General features: G+C 61.4%; 14 protein-coding genes. 8 read left to right on the forward strand and 6 right to left on the reverse strand.

The annotated features are described in order from the left end of the window. Positions 1-2: 2 nt before the first annotated feature. From CQ019_RS09825 to CQ019_RS09845, 5 genes are all read left to right on the forward strand, one after another. The gene (locus tag CQ019_RS09825) at positions 3-1,490 is read left to right on the forward strand and encodes an aldehyde dehydrogenase family protein (RefSeq protein ID WP_105552817.1); all 1,488 of its coding nucleotides are present in this window, start codon (positions 3-5) and stop codon (positions 1,488-1,490) included. A gap of 167 nt (positions 1,491-1,657) precedes the next feature. Next, entirely contained in the window at positions 1,658-3,079 is a 1,422-nt protein-coding gene (locus CQ019_RS09830; RefSeq protein WP_105552818.1) for a cytosine permease, read from the forward strand. A 6-nt stretch (positions 3,080-3,085) separates the two neighbouring features. Then, a complete protein-coding gene (locus tag CQ019_RS09835; protein ID WP_105552819.1) occupies positions 3,086-4,735 on the forward strand; it encodes an amidohydrolase in 1,650 nt (549 codons plus the stop codon). Between the two features lie 129 nt (positions 4,736-4,864). Further along, the gene (locus tag CQ019_RS09840) at positions 4,865-6,388 is read left to right on the forward strand and encodes an APC family permease (protein WP_105552820.1); all 1,524 of its coding nucleotides are present in this window, start codon (positions 4,865-4,867) and stop codon (positions 6,386-6,388) included. Between the two features lie 334 nt (positions 6,389-6,722). Then, on the forward strand, positions 6,723-8,411 hold the full coding sequence (locus CQ019_RS09845; protein WP_105569594.1) for a long-chain-fatty-acid--CoA ligase: 1,689 nt from the start codon (positions 6,723-6,725) through the stop codon (positions 8,409-8,411). A 38-nt stretch (positions 8,412-8,449) separates the two neighbouring features. Here the strand turns inward: CQ019_RS09845 and CQ019_RS09850 are convergent, their stop codons facing one another. The 5 genes from CQ019_RS09850 to CQ019_RS09870 all read right to left on the reverse strand — a co-directional run bounded on the left by CQ019_RS09850 (position 8,450) and on the right by CQ019_RS09870 (position 14,190). After that, positions 8,450-10,042: an ABC transporter ATP-binding protein gene (locus tag CQ019_RS09850; RefSeq protein ID WP_105552822.1), complete on the reverse strand. Its 1,593-nt coding sequence runs from the start codon at positions 10,040-10,042 to the stop codon at positions 8,450-8,452. Then, positions 10,039-10,836: an ABC transporter permease gene (locus tag CQ019_RS09855; RefSeq protein WP_105552823.1), complete on the reverse strand. Its 798-nt coding sequence runs from the start codon at positions 10,834-10,836 to the stop codon at positions 10,039-10,041. The genes CQ019_RS09850 and CQ019_RS09855 overlap by 4 nt, the downstream gene beginning before the upstream one ends. Then, positions 10,833-11,765, reverse strand: coding sequence for an ABC transporter permease (locus CQ019_RS09860; protein WP_105569595.1), 933 nt, complete (start codon positions 11,763-11,765; stop codon positions 10,833-10,835). The genes CQ019_RS09855 and CQ019_RS09860 overlap by 4 nt, the downstream gene beginning before the upstream one ends. Positions 11,766-11,784: 19 nt before the next feature. Further along, on the reverse strand, positions 11,785-13,443 hold the full coding sequence (locus CQ019_RS09865; RefSeq protein ID WP_105552825.1) for an ABC transporter substrate-binding protein: 1,659 nt from the start codon (positions 13,441-13,443) through the stop codon (positions 11,785-11,787). 138 nt (positions 13,444-13,581) lie between these two features. Further along, the gene (locus CQ019_RS09870; RefSeq protein ID WP_105552826.1) at positions 13,582-14,190 is read right to left on the reverse strand and encodes an NAD(P)-dependent oxidoreductase; all 609 of its coding nucleotides are present in this window, start codon (positions 14,188-14,190) and stop codon (positions 13,582-13,584) included. A gap of 137 nt (positions 14,191-14,327) precedes the next feature. Here CQ019_RS09870 and CQ019_RS09875 point away from each other — a divergent pair, with 137 nt between their 5' ends. Continuing rightward, positions 14,328-14,636: a helix-turn-helix domain-containing protein gene (locus CQ019_RS09875; RefSeq protein ID WP_308727246.1), complete on the forward strand. Its 309-nt coding sequence runs from the start codon at positions 14,328-14,330 to the stop codon at positions 14,634-14,636. 127 nt (positions 14,637-14,763) lie between these two features. Next, on the forward strand, positions 14,764-16,257 hold the full coding sequence (locus tag CQ019_RS09880; RefSeq protein WP_105569597.1) for an aldehyde dehydrogenase family protein: 1,494 nt from the start codon (positions 14,764-14,766) through the stop codon (positions 16,255-16,257). 221 nt (positions 16,258-16,478) lie between these two features. On the opposite strand, the gene CQ019_RS09885 is transcribed toward CQ019_RS09880, so the two are convergent. Beyond that, positions 16,479-17,168, reverse strand: coding sequence for an NUDIX hydrolase (locus CQ019_RS09885; RefSeq protein ID WP_105569598.1), 690 nt, complete (start codon positions 17,166-17,168; stop codon positions 16,479-16,481). A gap of 221 nt (positions 17,169-17,389) precedes the next feature. On the opposite strand from CQ019_RS09885, the gene CQ019_RS09890 reads away from it, so the two are divergent. Continuing rightward, a complete protein-coding gene (locus tag CQ019_RS09890; RefSeq protein WP_105569599.1) occupies positions 17,390-18,526 on the forward strand; it encodes an acyl-CoA dehydrogenase family protein in 1,137 nt (378 codons plus the stop codon). Positions 18,527-18,753 lie beyond the last annotated feature (227 nt).

Raw genomic sequence — 18,753 nt, forward strand, 5'->3', positions numbered from 1 at the left:
ACATGAGAAACCAAACCCTTTCCTCCTGGGATGCCGCCGCAAATGCCCTGCGAATCGACGGGCGCGCCTTCATCGGCGGGCGGCGCCAGGAGGCCTCGTCGGGAATCCAGCGACTGACCACCAGCCCTATCGACAACCGTGAGCTGGCCTTGCTGAGCTCGTGCGGCCAAGAGGAGGTCGATTTGGCTGTTTCTGCCGCCCGGCGTTCATTCCCGGCGTGGTCGCGTTCGGGGGCGGAGAGCAGGAAGGCTGTGCTTCTGGCCTGGGCGGACCTCATGGAAGCGCAGGCCGAGGAATTGGCCCTGCTTGAGAGCCTCGACAGCGGCAAGCCGATCCTGCAGACCAGCACGGTGGACGTTCCCGGCGCCATCTCCACCCTGCGCTGGTATGCCGAGGCCATCGACAAGCAATCCGGGGAATTGCCTGCTGTTCCGCCGGGAGCCACGGCACTGGTGACGCGCGAGCCGCTGGGTGTGGTGGCGGCCATCGTGCCGTGGAACTATCCGCTGGAAATTGCCATGTGGAAGCTGGCGCCAGCGCTGGCAGCCGGGAACTCGGTGGTCTTGAAGCCCGCGGAGCAGACGTCGTTGAGTATCTTGCGTACCGCGGAGCTGGCGGCCGAAGCGGGGGTGCCCGATGGTGTGTTGAGCGTGCTAACCGGCTCTGGGCGAGAAGTGGGTTCGGCGCTAGCCCTGCACATGGATGTTGACGCCCTGGCCTTCACCGGCTCGACCGCCGTTTCGCGGACGCTGCTTGAAGCCTCGGGGCAGAGCAATCTCAAGCGTTTGAGCCTGGAGGCGGGTGGCAAAAGTTCCAATCTGATTTTTGCAGACACCGCCGATCTGGCGGCGGCCGCCGAGAAAGCTGCTTTCGGTGCTTTTTATAATCAGGGCCAGGTGTGTTCGGCAAATTCTCGGATTCTGGTCCAGCGGTCGGTCCATGATGAGTTCGCCGAGTTGCTCGAGCAGGCGACAAAAGCCTACCTGCCGGCCGACCCGCTGGCTGGGGTAGGCGGAAATGGGGCACTGATTTCAAGTGCGCACACGGATTCGGTCGAGGCGTGGATCGACCGCGGACGCAAAGAATCCGCAGTACTTTTCGGCGGGCGCAGGTTGGAGATACGCGGGTCAAGCGCGTATTTGGAGCCGACGGTGCTAGGCGGGCTGGATTCCGCGCATGACGTGCACCGGGAAGAGATTTTCGGGCCCGTGGCTGTGCTCCAATCCTTCGATACGGAAGCGGAAGCGATTGCCATGGCCAATGCCACCGATTATGGGCTGGCCGCTTCAGTGTGGACCGCCGATCTTGGACGTGCGCACCGGGTAGCTACGGAACTGGTGGCCGGTACGGTTTCCGTCAACACGGTTGACGCGCTGGGCAATACCACGCCGTTCGGAGGCTTTAAGCAGTCAGGGTTCGGGCGTGATCTTTCGCTGCACGCATTCGATAACTACACGGCCGCCAAGACCACCTGGATCCAATTCGGCTAAGCCTGTTGGTGCGGTAACCCCGACCGGAGAGGCTGCATCTATTATTCAGATGACCCGCATCACACGAAACTTCTTTACGTGATGCGGGTCATAGCTTTAGCGTTGACCTAAGTTCACACCCCCGGTGCCGAGTTTGTTGCACGTTGCCGCTCCCAGTCAGGAATGCCATGAGTACTCACAACTACTCCCAGTTATTTGAAATTGAGCAGGAATCCATCGCGCCCATCCCTGAAAATGCCAGGCACGGCAAGGCAAAAGACCTGTTCACCATCTGGTTTGGCATGAACATGACGCCATTGACGGTAGTCACCGGCGCCACCGCCACGACGTTGCTGGGCCTTCCGCTGCTTGGCTCGCTTATTGCGATCCTGCTGGGCCACGCGCTGGGCGGTGTCGGCATGGCTTTGCACGCCGCGCAGGGACCGGTGCTAGGCGTACCTCAGATGCTGCAGGCACGCGGGCAGTTCGGTTCCAAAGGTGCCAGCCTGATCGTGGCAGTGGCAATCCTGATGTTCGTGGGCTACTTTTCGTCGAATCTCATTGTTTCTTCGGAATCGATTATGACGCTCCTGCCGGGCGCCAACAAGACGTTCTTGATTGTCGCCTGTGCAGCTCTAAGCTTTGTAATCGCCGCATTCGGCTACAACTTAGTTCGAAAGGTAACTCAGCTAGGCGCGGTCATCGTTGGCGGCCTAGTTGTGGTTTCCTTTATTGCCCTATTCCTGAACGGGGACTTTTGGGGCAACATATCCGCCGGAGCATTCACCTGGCCCGGGTTTTTCGCCATGCTGGCCATTGGCATCGTCTGGCAGCTGACTTACGCGCCGTACGTTTCGGACTATTCCCGCTATATGCCCGCCAGCTCGGGCACCAAGGGTGCGTTCTGGGGCACCTATCTCGGCTGCGTTATCTCCAGCGCGCTACTTATGGTGCTCGGCGCGGGCGTCGGACTGGCGGTCAATGGCGTCGATGCGATGGCGGGCCTGCATGGAATCCTGGGTCCGGTTTTGGGCGCGCTGGTCCTGATCGGTTTTGCCCTTGTTGCTGCGTCGGGAAACGCCGTGAACGCATATTGCAGCGCGCTGTGCGCCTTGACGCTGGTCGAGACGTTCCGCACCGGCTGGCATCCGGGAGTCAAGGCCCGCCTGATGACTTCGACCATCCTGCATGTGCTCGGGGTCGGCTTGGCGGTGACGGCCGCCAGCAGTTTCGCTTCGTCCTACTTCAGTTTCCTGAGCGTACTGCTCTACGTGTTGATCCCATGGTCTGCCGTAAATCTGGTGGACTACTACATCATCCGCCATGGCTCCTACGCGGTCTCGGAATTCTACGCTGCGGACGGTGGACGCTACGGCGCATGGAATACCGGAGCGTTGCTGGTATTTGCCGTCGGAGTGGCGGCCCAGATCCCCTTTATGGCGACGGCCTTCTACACCGGCCCGCTAGCGGCAGCATTGAACGGCATCGATATCGCATGGTTTATCGGCTTGACCGTCAGCTCGGTCGTTTATGTGGCAGTAGCCCGTTTTGCTCCCGCTCTGGTGCGTTTGGACAACAACACCGAGCCCACCAACTCCCTTCGAAAGTAGGCAGTCATGACATACGCAGATCTGCTGTTCGCCAACGGACCAGTTTTGACAATGGACACCGCCAACCCCCGGAGCCATGCGCTGGCGGTGAAGGATGGACGGATCCTAGCGCTGGGCGATCGAGCCCTCGGTCTTCGCGGTCCCGGAACACAGGTCATAGACCTTTCCGGAAAAGCACTGCTCCCTGGCTTCCAAGACGCCCACGTGCACCCGCTCATGGGCGGGCTGCAGATGGTGGCTTGCGACCTTTCTGAAGTGCATTCATTGTCAGAGTACCGAAGGATCATCGCAAATTATGCCCGCACGCATGCGGAACAAGACTGGATTGAAGGCGCCGGCTGGTATGGAGACGTCTTCGACGGTGGATTCCCGCACCGAGACTTGCTCGACGAGTTAGTCCCGGACCGCCCCGCCTATTTTCTGAGTCATGATGGACACGGAGCGTGGGTCAATACCAGAGCCCTGGAATTGGCAGGGATCACCGATTCAACGCCTCACCCCGATGGGGGAATCATTGCCAGGGAAGAAAACGGCCGTGCGACCGGCATGCTCATTGAACACGCCGCCGATTTGGTGTCCAGAATGCTCCCGGCACCGGATAAATCCCATATTAGAAATGCCTTGCTAGAGGCGCAGAAGTTCATGCATTCCAAAGGGATCACCGCTTGGCAGGATGCCGCGGTGGGAGAGGCCCTCGGTTCCCCGGATGCTTTTGAGCACTATCTGGCATTGGACGAACAAGGACTTCTGACCGCGACCGTGACCGGGGCGCTTTGGTGGCATCGCGAACAAGGACTGGAACAACTTGAGTTGTTCCGGGACCGGCGTTCCCGAGCTCGGGGCAGGTTCCGGGCATCGGCGGTCAAACTCATGCTGGATGGAGTGTGTGAAAATCTGACGGCCGCGATGACGCGTCCCTACGTGGGGCACCCGCAGCAGCGGGGAATGACGTTGATCGAGCCAGAAGTGCTGTGCGACATCACCCGATCGCTGGATGCCGAAGGGTTTGATCTGCATCTTCACGCGGTGGGCGACCAGGCGGTTCGGGACAGCCTTTCGGCGTTGGAACTGCAGGCTAGGACGGGGTGGGATCCACGGCACCAGATAGCGCATCTGGATATCATCGACGCGGGCGACATTGCGCAGTTCTCCCGGGTTGGGGCCATCGCCAATATCCAGCCGTTGTGGGCCCGGCAGGACCCGGTGCTGACGGAGACAAAACTTCCCTATCTCGATTCAGCTCACCAAAGCATGCACTTTGCCTTCCAATCCCTTCACGAGGCGGGCGTGCCGCTGGCTATGGGCAGCGACTGGCCTGTTTCGAGCCCGGATCCGATGTGGGGAGTCCATTCGGCGGTGAATCGTACGGCACCACCAGCCGATCCGCATGCCAAAGATGAACGATCGCAAAACAGCCCCCTGCTCGGGCACGAAGCTATTGCCCTGGATGCGGCCTTGCATGCGGCAACCGCCGGTGCTGCATTTGCCAACAGGCTTGATCAGGATCGTGGAACGCTTCGCGAGGGCATGATCGCCGATCTTGCCGTCCTGGAGGCTGACCCCTATGCCGTGCCCGCCCGCGCTCTCGGCGATTTAGCGGTTGAACGAACGTATGTGGATGGGGTGCTGATCTTCCATCGGGCAACTAGCGAATAAATTCTTAATCCAGTTTTTGATGTTTTTCAAACTAGCGGCAACGCAGATCTAGAACCAATTCCTAGATCGTGTCATTTCTCGGTCCCAGCGACCGCAAATTCCACAATCAGTTACGACAGAGGACTGAGCATGAAAAATTCCGAATCGTCCACGTTTCTTGCACAGGAGCAGAGCAAGCATCTGCAAAAATCCCTAGGCAGAATGGACATTCTCCTGCTGGTGGTTGCAGCAGTTATCTCCATTGAAGTCTTGGGCCAGGTCTCCGGTTTTGGAGGTGAGACGTTTACCTGGACGTTGGTTCTCGCTATTACCTTCATGATTCCCTACGGGCTGATCTTTGCGGAGACTGGCGGTGCCTTCACCGAGGAGGGTGGCGTTTATGTCTGGACGAAGATGGCCTTTGGCCGAGTAGTTGCGGCCATCGCTTCCCTCTTCACTTGGGTGACTCAGCCGGTATGGGTTGGCGGTGCGATGGCATTCGTTGCCGTGGAAACCTGGTCGGAGTACGTGGGGCACATTGAGGCTGGTGGGGTGGGCGATTATCTATTCAAGCTCGGGTTCATCTGGATCACGGTCACCTCGGCGGTTATCAGCCTCAAGCATGGCAAATGGCTGCCATCGCTTGGAGCGATACTCAAGATCCTCTTCCTTTTCTGCTTCTTGGTGGTAACCGCAATCTATGGATTCAAGAATGGATTTAACGGTCTGAACCTGGGGTTCTTCTCGCCGACGATGGCCGGCTTCCTCGGGGTCACCCCCTTGCTGCTTTTCTCGTTCCTTGGCTTTGAATCGGGGAACAGCGCCGCAGGGGAGATGAAAAATCCTGCCAAGGATGTTCCGGTCTCTATCGCCCGCACATCCATGCTCGCAGCCGCGAGTTACTTGTTACCTGTCTTAGCTATTTTGCTGGTCGTTCCGCTGGACGAAATTACCGGTATCGGCGGACTCTTCGGGGCAATTGCGACGGTCTTCACGGTGTTCGGACCGGCCGCCGATGCCATGCTCGCGTTGTTTGCCATCGTATTCTGCTTTGTCCTGGTTTCGCAGGGCGCCGCCTGGATGATCATCAGCGACCGGATGCAGGCCATGGCTGCTGCGGATGGGTCGTTCTTCGGTGGATTCTTCGGGCACTTCAATCCAAAACTCGGTACTCCAATCCGAGTTAATACTCTTTCGGGTGTAGTCGCTACCATCTTCATGCTTGCCGCAATGCAGATGTCAGGATCAAACGGGGCGATGTTCGGAGTGGTCCTGACCATCTCGATTTCGACGTTCCTCCTGAGCTATTTGATTGCGATTCCCGCCGTGGTGATGCTCCGGTTCAAGTACCCCTCGGTAGTACGCCCCTTTAGAGTTCCAGTTTCAAACTCAACGTTTGCGGTGCTCGGGGGTATCTGTTTCGCATGGATCCTCATCGGTTCCTGGATCGCCGTATTCCCAGGCAGCCTGGAATATGCCTTTGGCATGGACTATGACTTCGAAGCGATCTGGGGCCTTTCATGGAGCCAGTTTGAGTCGTTTGCGCTAGGCACCTTGGCCAGCATCCTCGCGCTGGGCATCGTCGGATATATTCTCGGCAGAAAAGTCCGCGAAGAAGAGCGAACCGAGGTGGACGCAATGGCGCCTCCGGAAGTTTCCGTTTCTCATAAATAAGCATCAATTGCTATCTACGAGGCCGCCCGAGCAAGGGCGAATGGAAAATCATTCACCCTTGCTCGGGCACCAAGTACGTGGGTGGTTCTCCGGTTGCCAAGACCTTCTATCGGTGGACTCCTAGTTCCCGGAGGTTTTCAGCTGAGGCAACGGGTTGATCGTCGGCTGCTGGAGCAGCTCGAAACCCCCAGTGCAGGTTGCGTTGCCGAGCTAGCCGAGGCCTTGGCGAACTACGCCGAATCGTGAATTCCAATGAGCAAGTGCCGCTGATTAATCACCGAAAGTCCACCTCGCGTTTAACCTGAAACCGTGGGTATCGGGCATGATTGGAGGCATGGAGAATACTGCTGCCCCGGCCTGGGTCGCCAACTATCAGCCGGGCGTCCCTGCCGAAATCAAGCTTCCTACCGAGTCGTTAAGCCATATGTTCGAGCGTTCGGTCCGCGAGGCCGGCGAGAGCCCGGCCACCGAATTCTTCGGTCGACGGATGAGCTACCTCGAATTGGGCCGACAAGTCGAGAAGGCGGCCGAGGGGCTGCGCCAGCTGGGTGTGAAGCCCGGAGATCGGGTTGCGCTGGTCCTGCCCAATTGCCCGCAGCACGTCGTCGCGTTCTACGCGGTGCTTCGGCTGGGCGCGGTGGTTGTGGAGCACAACCCGCTGTACACCTCGCGCGAACTGCGCCACCAGTTCGAAGACCACCAGGCGCGGGTGGTGATCGCCTGGGACAAGGTCGTGCCGAACCTGCAGCAGTTCCCCAAAGACGTGCGGATCGATACGATTGTCGCCGTCAATCTGCTCGAGGCATTCCCTGCGGTCAAGCGCCTGGCACTGAACTTGCCGGTGAAAAAGCTGCGCGAGACCAAGGACTCGCTGACCGCCTCCACGGCAGGCACCATGGCTTGGAGGCAATTGCTGAAATCCGGGCGATTAAATCCGGCACATCGATACCCCGAGGTTCAGGATCTGGCGGTCATCCAGTACACCTCGGGAACCACCGGGCGTCCAAAGGGCGCAATGCTTACCCACTACAACCTGTATGCCAACGCGTTGCAGGGCGAAGCCTGGATGGAAGGCGCCGAAGAGCGCAAGGAAATCCTGTATGCGATCCTGCCGATGTTCCATGCATTCGGAATGACCTTGTATCTGACCTTCGGGGTGAAAAAGCAGGGGCTGCTGGTGCTCTTCCCGAAGTTTGAACCGCAGATGATCCTGGATGCGTGGAAGAAGTCCCCGGCCACCGTGTACTGCGCGGTCCCACCGATCTACGAGCGTACCGCCATGGCAGCCAAAGAGCAGGGCATTTCGCTGCGTTCGGCCAAGTACTGCATCTCGGGTGCGATGAATCTGCCTGACCACGTGGTGGAGCTATGGGAGTCGATGTCCGGCGGACTGCTGGTCGAAGGCTACGGGATGACCGAATCCTCACCGGTGGCCTTGGGCAACCCGTTCCACCCTTCGCGTCGAAACGGCACTATCGGGGTGCCATTTCCTTCGACGCTGATGAAGGTTGTGGATGTGGATGAACCTGGCCGTGAGGTGGAACAGGGCGAAGCGGGCGAGCTGCTGATCAAGGGGCCCCAGGTGTTCCGCGGATACTGGAATAACCCGGAGGAGACCGCGAAAACACTTACCGAGGATGGCTGGCTGCACACCGGCGACGTAGTCACCGTCGACCAGGACGGGTTTACCCAGATCGTCGATCGCGCCAAGGAGCTGATCATTACCGGCGGATTTAATGTCTCGCCTAGCGAGGTGGAGAACGCGCTGCGCCAGCATCCTGCTGTCGCCGACGCCGCGGTGTTCGGCAAGGCGCTGGAACGCGGCGGCGAAATGGTGGTCGCCGCGGTACAACTCGACGAGGGGGCAACCCTGGACGAGGCCGACCTGCGCGAACACTGCCGCACCTTGCTGGCGGCCTACAAGGTGCCTAAGCGCATCGTTGCCATCGAGGAAATGCCCCGCTCGATGCTGGGCAAGGTGTTGCGCAAGCAGGTCCGCGAACAGTTCGGTGAAGGGCTCTAGCCCAAACGATACGGTTCGAACCGGCCATGCCGCGGTTGCTAACGCAGCCGCGGCATGGCTGTCAGCAGCGAGCGGGTGTACTCGTGCTGCGGGTCGCCGAACACGTCGGCGGTAGCGCCCTGCTCGACGATGCTTCCCCGGTACATCACCGCTACGGTATCGCTCATATGCTCGATGACCGACAGATCGTGGCTGATGAACAGGTAGCTGGTTCCGGTCTCTTGCTGCAGCCGGTCCAGCAGGTCCAAGACGGTCGCCTGAATTGAAACATCCAGGGCCGAGACCGGTTCATCCAAGACGAGCACCTTAGGTCTCGGTGCCAGTGCACGGGCGATCGCCAAGCGTTGGCGCTGCCCGCCGGAAAGCTCGCGCGGATTGCGCGAGCCCAGTGCCGGATCCAGTTCCACCTGTTCAAGGAGTCGGGAGACTTGGGTCCGGTAGCTCGCCCCGCGTTTGCTGCGACCGGCGGAGAGCGCATCGGTGAGCAACTGGCCCACGTTATAGCGTGGGTCGAAAGAACCCAGCGGGTTCTGGTAGATCGCCCCGATGTTTTCGCGCAGGTATCGGCGCTGGGCTTCGCGTTGCGGTGCAAAATGCTCGCCAAAGAGCCGCACCGAGCCGGTATCCGGACGTTCCAAGCCGAGCACCAGTCGGGCGGTGGTGGTCTTGCCCGACCCGGATTCGCCGACCAGGCCCAGCGTCTGTCCTTGCTGAACGACGAAACCGGCCCCCTGCACCGCGGCATGTTTGCCGAAGCTTTTGGACAGGTCCTCCACCACAAGAGCCGGCATCCGAGCAGGCTTCGCCGGTTCTTGTGCCACGACAGCCGCCTTCGGGGGAGCGAGGCTCAAGGGCTGAAAGCGGGGCACCCCGGACGGGATTGCACGTAAAAGAGTGCGCGTGTACTCGTGCTGCGGGCGGTTCAGCACCTGGTCGGTGTCGCCGGCCTCGACGATCTTTCCGGCACGCATCACCGCGATCCGATCCGCCAGCTGGGCAACCTGTGCCAGGTCGTGGCTGATCATCAGCACCGCCCGGCCCGCATTTTTGAGCGCCCGGAGTTGTTCGAGCACCAGGGCGGTCAGCCTGGAGTCCAAGGCGGTGGTCGCCTCATCGGCGATCACAACTTGCGGGTCCCCGATCATCGCCTGGGCAATGAGCACGCGTTGGCGCATGCCGCCGGATAATTGGGAGCTGCGCTGCTTCATCCGCCACGCAGGTTCGGGCAGATCCACCGCTTCCAAGGCCTCGCGGACCTTCGCCGTGCGTTCGGGCTTGGACAGCGAGCTGTGTTCCTTCAGCGCGTCGGCGATTTCGCGGCCCACCGGGCGCAAGGGATCCAAAGCCATGAGCGCATCTTGCAGAATCATCGCCACGGAATTTCCGCGCATCTGCTGCCAGGCCCGCTCGCTCATCGCGGTGGCGTCCTGCCCCAAGACCGAGAATTTCTCGGCGCTGACCTTGCCGCCGGACAGGCCCAGCAGGCTACGGGCGGTGACGGACTTACCGGACCCGGATTCACCTACCAGCGCCAGGCATTCGCCGGCGGACAGCTCGAAGGACACCGAGTCCACCGCGAGCTGCCCGGCGAAGCCCACCGAGAGGTTCTCGACTTCTAATAAAGGACTCATGCGGCGTTGACCTTTCCGCCCAGCGAACGCCCGATCAGCGTGGCCCCGGCCGCGACCACCACGATCGCCAAGCCAGGGAAGAAGCTCAGCCACCAGGCCAGATGCAGATAGGTGCGCCCGGCCGAGAGCATGGCACCCCATTCGGGAGCCGGTGGCGGGGTGCCCAGGCCGAGGAAGGACAGCGCGGCGGCCCAAATGACCGCCTGTCCAATGCCCAAGGTCACCAGCGCCAGCAAGGGGCGAAGGGCGTTGGGCACCAGGTGGTTTTGTACCTTCAGCCAGGTGCCGCGGCCGAGCACCGTGGCGGCTTCCAGCATTTCGGAGTTCTTCACAGAACGGATCTGGCTGCGCACCAAGCGGGCGTAGCCCGGCGCGGTGGAAAGGCCAACGGCAACGATTGCCGGCCCTACCCCGGGGCCGGTAAAGGCGATGATCAGCAGTGCCAGCAGCAGCGAGGGCACCGCGTAGAGGGCTTCGAGCACACGCAAGATCGCTCCATCGAGCCAGCGCGGGGCAAGCGCCGCGGCGGTACCCAGGACTAGGGCAATGCCCATGCCCAGGGCCGTGGCGGCCAGGCCGATATACAGCGAGTCACCGGCGCCATGGATGACGCGGGTGAACACGTCGCGTCCCGATTCGTCGGTCCCCATCGGGTGCGCCAGGCTAGGCGCGTGGAATGCCTGCGCGGGGTCAACCGCCAAGGGGTCGCCCGGGGCGATGAGCCCCGGCGCAAGCGCGGTTAGCAGCCAGAAGAGGATAAAGACGGTGCCTAGAATTTTGGCGGTTCGGCTCATGACTCGGCCCCCGCCGGGTCGATGAGGCGTTCGATGGCTTCGGTCAGCGCCATCACCACGATATACACGAGGGCGGAGAACAGCGCGATGCCGGTGACCATGGGAATATCGCGGGAGAGCACCGCCGAAAGCAGGGAACGCCCCAGCCCCGGCCGGGCAAAGATCGCCTCGACAACCACCGCTCCGGACAGCAAGGAGGAAAAGGCCCAGCCGGTCAACCCCAAGGCGGGCAACGCCGCGTGGCGCAATCCGTGGCGCCAGAACACCGTCAACCTGCTTTCGCCGCGGGTTCGGGCGGCCAGCGCGAACTGGCTTCCCAACGCGGTGGACAGCGAGTCGCGCATCAGCTGGGTGAGAAAACCTGCCAGCGGCAGCGCGAGGGTGAGCACCGGCAAGACCAGTCCCGCCCCGGTCCCGTTGTCCACCGCGGGGAACCAGCCGAGCATCGAGGAGAAAAGCATGATCAGCACCGCGCCGAGCCAGAAGTGAGGCACGGCCGCGGCGATGATCTCCACCGCGTTGCCGACGCACTGGCCGGCCCGGGTGGCTCGCATGGCCAGCATCGCAAAGATGAGCGACAGCAGCCAGGCCGCCGCCAATGAGATGAGTGCCAGCGTGATGGTCGGCGGCAGCACCTCGGCGATCACCTGCAGAACCGGGTCCTTCAGCGCATAGGAGGTCCCGAAATCCAGGCGGATCAGCTTGGCCAGAAACATGAGGTACTGGGTAATCAGCGGAAGATCCAAGCCGTACTCGCTGCGCGCGGCGGCCAGGGCCTCGGCCGAGGCCTGCGAGCCCGGGCCGCCCATAATCGCCTCGGCCGGGTCGCCGGGGATCAGCCGCACGCCGATGAAGATGGCGGTGGCCACCAGCCACAGCACCACCAGCGCGCCGCCAACCTTGCGACCCAACCAAGCGAGCATTTTCATCTCTGGATGTGTTCGTTGGCTACTTGTTCAGGAACACGTTGAAGTAGGTCGGTGAGGAGACCGCGGTGGTTTCACCCATGCCGTGCACGTTCTTCGAAAACAGGAAGTGGTTCTGCTGATCGTAGAGCGGGATCACGTAATAGCCGTCCAAGACGATCTGCTGCGCCCGTTCGTAGAGTTCTGCACGTTTGGCTTCGTCGTTGGTCTGCTCGGCTTCCACCAGCAACCGGTCCAGCTGCGGGTTTTTGATCTGCGCGTTGTTTGCAAAGTAGCCGCTCGGCGCCGGGACGGTGGAATCCGAATGGAACAAGATGCGCAGCACGCTCGGACCGACCTTGGTATACGGTGCCGAAACGAGGTCGTACTCGTGTTTTGCCAGAGCGCCGTACCAGCTGGAGAGGTCCAGCAAGTCGATCTTAACCTCGATGCCAACATTCTTGGCGGCCGCCTGCATCTGCTCGAAGAGCGACTGCTCGGCCGGAACCGACTGGTTCGTGGATACCGGGAAGCTCAGGCTCAGGCGCTTGCCGTCCTTGAGCCGGTAGCCCTGTGCATCGCGTTCGGTCCAGCCTGCCTCGTCGAGGAGCTGGTTGGCCCGCTCAACATCGGTGCCGAATTTTTCTTCGGCCGAAATACCCAGCGGCTCAACGCTTGAAAGCAGCGAGTAGCTGCGCTCGGCGGTGTTGAAGTACAGCGCGTCGATTCCGGTGTTCACGTCGAGGGAACGGATGAACGCCTCGCGCACCGAGGCGTCGTCAAAAGGCGCCTTGGAGCTGTTGAGCTCCACCCGGTTCGAGGCACCCGGACGCGGCGCCGCGAGGTGGCCCAGCCCGCTATCGGCGGCGGTGGCGATGGTGTCAGGCTGCGGATTGTCGATCACGTCGACCTCGCCGGACTGCAGAGCTGCATAGCGGCTGGCTGCCTCCGGGATGAAGCGCCAGGTAATGCCGTCCAGGTGCGCGGTGGAGCCGGCACGCTCGGGGTCAGCTGCCGGCGCGGCATAGTCTTCGTAGCGAACCAGATTGACGGCCTGCTGGCGGTCCCAGGACTCAACCTTGAAGGGGCCGGTGCCTGCCGGGGCGGCGCAGTTCGCCGCCTGGTCGCGCTTGAGCCCCTCGGGGGACTGGATTGCCGTCCACGGCATGGACAGCGACTCGAGCAGCGCGTTATCCGGGGCGGAGAGTTCCAGCTGCGCGGTCAACTCGTCGACGATCGTGATTTCGGTGACCTTGCCGACGGCAAGATAACCGGTGGAGGAAGCCGTATTCGGATCCTGCAGGTGCTCGATATTTGCCTTGATGGCTTCGGCGGTGAGCGGGGTGCCGTCGTGGAAGCTGATCCCCTCACGCAGCGTGATGGTGCGCGTCAACCCATCCTCGGAGACCTCGGACTTTTCGGCCAGCCACGGGACGATTTCGCCCTTGGCGTCCTTGCTGAACAGCGATTCCATGAACTGCGAGGCAACCAGCGCCTGCGGATAGTTTCCGCCCACATGCGGGTCCAAGCAGTTCGGCTCGGCATCACCCGATGCGTAAACCAGCGTCCCGCCGGCGACGGGCTTCAGATCCTCCGTGGCCGAGGGATCGGAGGTGGTGGAGCAGCCTGCGATGAGGGCCCCGGCCAGCGGGAGAGCTAATGCTCCGGTGAGCAGGCGGGTGGCGCGCTGTGTTCGTTGCATGAACGGTGAGTGACCTTTGAATAAGTGAGCGATGACGTACTCAACCTTAGTCAACCAAGGCCGAAAGGTCAGATCGTTTCCCTGCCAGAGGAAGCGAGAGCCGAGCCTTCGGTCTTGGCTGGCCGGGTGGCTGGCGTTTTACTTTTCGCTGGCGACGGTGAAGCGGCGGTTGTCGTGCACCGGGGTGTCGATTTCGTCGAGGATCGCTACGGCGAAGTCCTGGGTGGAAACGAAGTCGCCGGCAGGGGAGTTGGTGCCGAGGGTGTAGTTGCCGGTGCGGGTGCCCGGTGCGATCACCGGGGCAGGTGCGGCCATGGTCCAGGTAATCCCGGAGACCGAGGTCAACATGTCATACACGGCGCCACTGCTGAGGGCTTCGGCCTTGTATTCTTCGGGGAATCCGGGGGTGTCGTAGAGGCGGACTCCGTCGACTTCGGTAGCGCCGGCGCCGCCGACAACGATCAGACGTGCCGGGACGAGGGTTTCGGTGATCTCCTCGAAGGCGTCAAGGTATTCCTGGTGGTCGCCACCGGTGCGCGATGGCGGCACGGAGATCACGACGACGTCGTGGTTCTTTCCCAGATCGCGGTAGGCGGCGGTATCGTCGAGCTTGGCGGTGACCGCGCTGGTGCCTTCGACGGTTTTGCCGCTGCTGCTGACGGCGGTGACCTCGTGGCCGCGGCTCAATGCTTCAGAGGTGATCTGGCTGCCGACCATTCCGGTGGCTCCGTAGACTGCAATCTTCATGATGGTCCTCTCGTAGTTGTGTTCTTCGTGTTTATAGTATCCTTTAGATACCGACTACTTCAAAGGAACTTGGTTACCAAATGGATAGCGCCCTCACCTACAACGTGCTTGCGCAAGACTGTCCCTCACGTGAAATTATGCAACGTTTGGGGGATAAATGGACCCCTTTAGTGATGCTTACCTTAGCCCGCGGGCCGCTACGTTTCTCCGCGTTACGCCAGCGGATCGGTGCGGTGACGCCCAAGGTGCTGACCAGCACGCTGCGCACCCTGGAGCGCGATGGCCTGGTGGCTCGCACCGTCACGGCGCAGGTGCCGGTCCGGGTGGACTATGAATTGACCGATCTGGGTTCCAGCCTGCTCGAACCCATGGAGGCCATCCGCATCTGGTCCGAGGCGCACGCGGCCAAGGTGCTGGCCGCCCGAGAAATCTTTGACGATAAATAGGCCTCCTGCCGAGGCAAATTCAGCTGTTCGATTAGTTCCTTGATCGCGGCGGATATCCCACGAACAATGAGTGCGAAGAGCTCGATTCGCTGTGGCGCGAAGCGCCGCACTGTGGGAAGGAAGATCCATGACCAACCAGGCAGTATCCAGCCGACCAAATTTCCTTGACCAGCTTCCGGCGCAACTATTCATCGCCGGGCAATGGCGCGAGGGGCGCAGTTCTTCCGTTCTGGTCACCCGCAACCCGTTCGACGACGCGGTGCTGGCAGAAATCCGCCAGGCTTCCATCGAGGATGTGGACGAGGCTTATTCGAGCGCAGCTCAGGCCCAACGCGATTGGGCTGCGCTCATTCCGGCAAAACGTGCTGCGGTGCTCACCAAGGCTGCGGACTATCTGCAAGCCAACTACGATGACCTGGTTGCGCTGCAAGTGGCCGAATCCGGTTCGTCGGTGCTCAAGGCCAACGTGGAGGTTTCTGGCACGATCGCCGCAACGCGTGAGGCCGCCACCTTCCCGACTCGGGTGCACGGCCAGATCCTGCCGTCGAACAGTGCGGGTAAGGAAAACCGTGTTTACCGCGAACCGGTGGGCGTGGTGGGCGTGATTAGCCCGTGGAACTTCCCCATGCTGCTTTCCCAGCGCTCGGTGGCCCCTGCGCTGGCGCTGGGCAACTCGGTGGTGCTCAAGCCGGCCAGCGATACACCGCTGGTTGGCGCGCTGGTGCTGGCCAAGGCCTTCGAAGCAGCCGGGATCCCCCGGGGCGTGTTCAGCGTGGTTGTTGGTTCAGGTACCGAAATTGGGGACCACTTTGTGGCGCACGGCGTTCCTTCGTTGATTTCCTTCACTGGGTCCACCCCGGTGGGGAAAAACGTCGGCAAGCTCGCCGTTTCGGGCAAGCATATGAAGCGGGTCGCGCTGGAACTTGGCGGCAACGCACCATTTGTGGTGCTCGCCGACGCCAACCTCGAACAAGCGGTCCGCGCCGCTGCCATGGGCAAGTTCCTGCATCAGGGGCAGATCTGCATGGCAATCAACCGAATTATCGTTCAAGCCCCGGTCTATGACCAGTTCGTCGAGGAGTTCGCCGCCCATGCAGCCACCATCAAGTACGGTGATGCGGCGGAGCCCGCAAATGTGGTGGGGCCAATTATTAACGACGCGCAGCTGGCAAGCGTGCAGGGAAAGATCGCGCAGGCTCGAAGCGAGGGAGCCCGCGAGGTGCTCTCCGGCGAGGTCGTAGGCAGAGTGGTGCCGCCGCATGTTTTCGCCGATGTCACCAGTGAGATGGAACTGTTCCGTGAGGAGATCTTCGGCCCGGTGGTTGGCATCACTAGGGCCGAAGATGAGGCGCATGCGCTCGAACTGGCAAATGACACCGAATTCGGATTATCCAGCGCGGTATTCACCACCGATATTGAGAAGGGTGTGCGCTTTGCCCGCGGGATCAAGGCGGGAATGACCCACATCAATGACATCACCGTGAATGATGAACCACATGTGATGTTCGGTGGGGAGAAGAACTCCGGATTGGGCCGCTTTAACGGTGAGTGGGCTATCGAGGAATTCACCACCGACCATTGGATCGGGGTGCAGAGCACCGATAAGCAGTACCCATTCTAGGGATTGCCAAGGATCCTTCGAATGGCCAGGGGTCCCCGGAGCGGTGGTTCGTGCGCTCCGGGGCCTCGATGAGCAGGCACATGTGCTCTGCAAGGAATGCGGTAGTCATTAACGGAGTGTGAGAACTCCCGCGGGAGTTTGTGGAGCCCGAACTCCTGCCCCGTCGCCAGGGGTTCGGGCAGCGGTACTGCGCCAGCCAAGGGGTACCGGGCCAGGCGCGGCTAGCTTGTGCGTTCCTTCTTGGAATCCGCGGCCGGTGGCATGCGCTGGGGCCGGACCGTGACGATGGGCGTTTGCGAGCTCATGGCGGCTTCAACGGTTTCGAGCGCCGCAAGGTTGCGCAGGGTTGTGCGGGTGGGGGTCATCAAGCCCACTTCGCCGCGCTCGTAGGCGGAGAACAGCTTGGCGGGCTGGACCCATTCGGAGTTTGAGGCCTCGGTGGTCTGGTGCATGGGTGCTTGTCCATGCTGCACCTGGGCCACGTAGAAAAAGGTGTCGAAGCGTTTGGGATTATCCGGCGGCGTGATCCAGTTCGCCCACGGACGCAGCTGGCTCACGTCCAAACGCGCGCCGGTCTCTTCGAAGATCTCGCGGCGGGCGGCGGCCAGCAGGGTTGCCGCATCGAGGATGGCCTGCTCTTCGCCGTCTTCCCAGATGGAGGAATCCTCCCAAAGCCGTGCGTGCTCGATGGCCAGCGCTTGCGGGATATTCCCCGATTGCGCCTCGGCCAGATCTTGAGCATCGACCCGACCACCGGGATAGACAACCATGCCGGCGGCGAAGTCCATGGTGGAAACCCGGTGTTGGATGAACACTTCCAAGCCTTCGCTTCCCTCGCGAATCATCAGGACGCTTGCGGCACGTCGCGGCGTCACCGGCTGCTTATTCGGGTCAGTAGAGGCGGAATCCATAAGTCCAAGTATGGCCGAGAACCGAAACGGAACCGCGCACTGTGACGATTGGGTGTTCCCCGGGACTGCCGAGAGCGGCTCGAACGGTTTTCTTGACGCGGTGGCCATATCTCGCATTACGAGAGTGAATCTCGGGGTAATTTCCCGCTGATGCCATCCAAAATCCTTCGCCATGGCTGTAGTGTGAGTCACAAGTAGCGGTGGTCAGATAGGGGTTAGCGATGTTTGAACTAAATGAGGAGCAACGCGAGCTGGTGGAGGCGGTGCGCGAATTTGCTGCGGAGAAAATCGCTCCGCATGCCCTGGAGTGGGACGAGAAGCAGCATTTCCCCGTCGATGTGCTTGCCGAAGCCGGCGAATTGGGGATGGGTGGCATCTACGTCAGTGAAGCCTATGGCGGTTCCGGGCTGAGCCGCAGCGACGCGGTGCTGATCTTCGAAGAACTGTCCAAGGCTTGCCCCACCATTGCGGCCTATATCTCCATCCACAATATGGTGGTGTGGATGATCGACAGCTTCGGCACCGAGGCGCAACGAGCCCAGTGGCTGCCGGGCATGGTGGCGATGCAGGACTTGGGATCCTATTGCCTGACCGAACCCGGGACCGGATCGGACGCTGCGGCGCTGACTACCAGTGCGGTCCGGGATGGCGATGAATACGTGCTCAACGGGGTCAAGCAGTTCATCTCCGGTGCGGGTTCGTCAGCGCTCTATCTGGTGATGGCCCGCACGGCCGATACCGGCGGGCGGGGGATCAGCGCCTTCTTGCTGCCCGCCGACGCGCCGGGGCTGTCCTTCGGGGCCAAGGAGAAGAAGATGGGCTGGAATGCGCAGCCTACCCGTCAGGTCATCATGCAAGACGTGCGGATCCCCGTCGAGAACTTGTTGGGTGCCGAAGGAGATGGCTTCACCATTGCGATGCGCGGGCTCAATGGTGGCCGGCTGAATATCGGTGCCTGCTCGATCGGCGGCGGCCAGCTGGCCCTGGAGAAATCCGTGGCCTACCTCAAGGAGCGTGAGGCCTTTGGCGGTCCGCTCACGCGCCAAGAGGCATTGGTCTTCAAGCTAGCCGACATGGATATGGAATTGGAAGCGGCGCGCACGCTGCTGCGCCGGGCGGCGGCAGCCTTGGACGCGCAGACCTCCGATGCGCTGCGGCTGTGCGCGATGGCGAAGAAGGTGGCTACCGATGCCGGGTTCAACGCGGCCAATGCCGCGATCCAATTGCATGGCGGTTATGGCTACCTCAGTGAGTACGGGCTGGAAAAGATCGTCCGTGATCTGCGCGTGCATCAGATCCTGGAAGGCACGAACGAAATTATGCAGCTGATCGTGGGGCGCGGGCTGGTCGATTCCTAGGACCTGAAATCACTGGCAGCACCGGGTGCCGCCGTGCACGATGGCTTTGCAAAAGCGCACACCCTTTTATGGTTTCCGTGCCTCAGATCCGTTGACTCCTGCGACAGGTCGCCATAGTTTGGGGGTGTAACCAGAATCGCGGTTCGAGTTTTGTGCAAACGTGCACCGCACAATCTGACTTCGGGGCCAGCTGCAACAAGGGGAGCCCCACGAGGAAAGGCATCATT

The sequence above is a fragment of the Arthrobacter sp. MYb229 genome (assembly GCF_002975405.1).
Taxonomy (GTDB): domain Bacteria; phylum Actinomycetota; class Actinomycetes; order Actinomycetales; family Micrococcaceae; genus Glutamicibacter.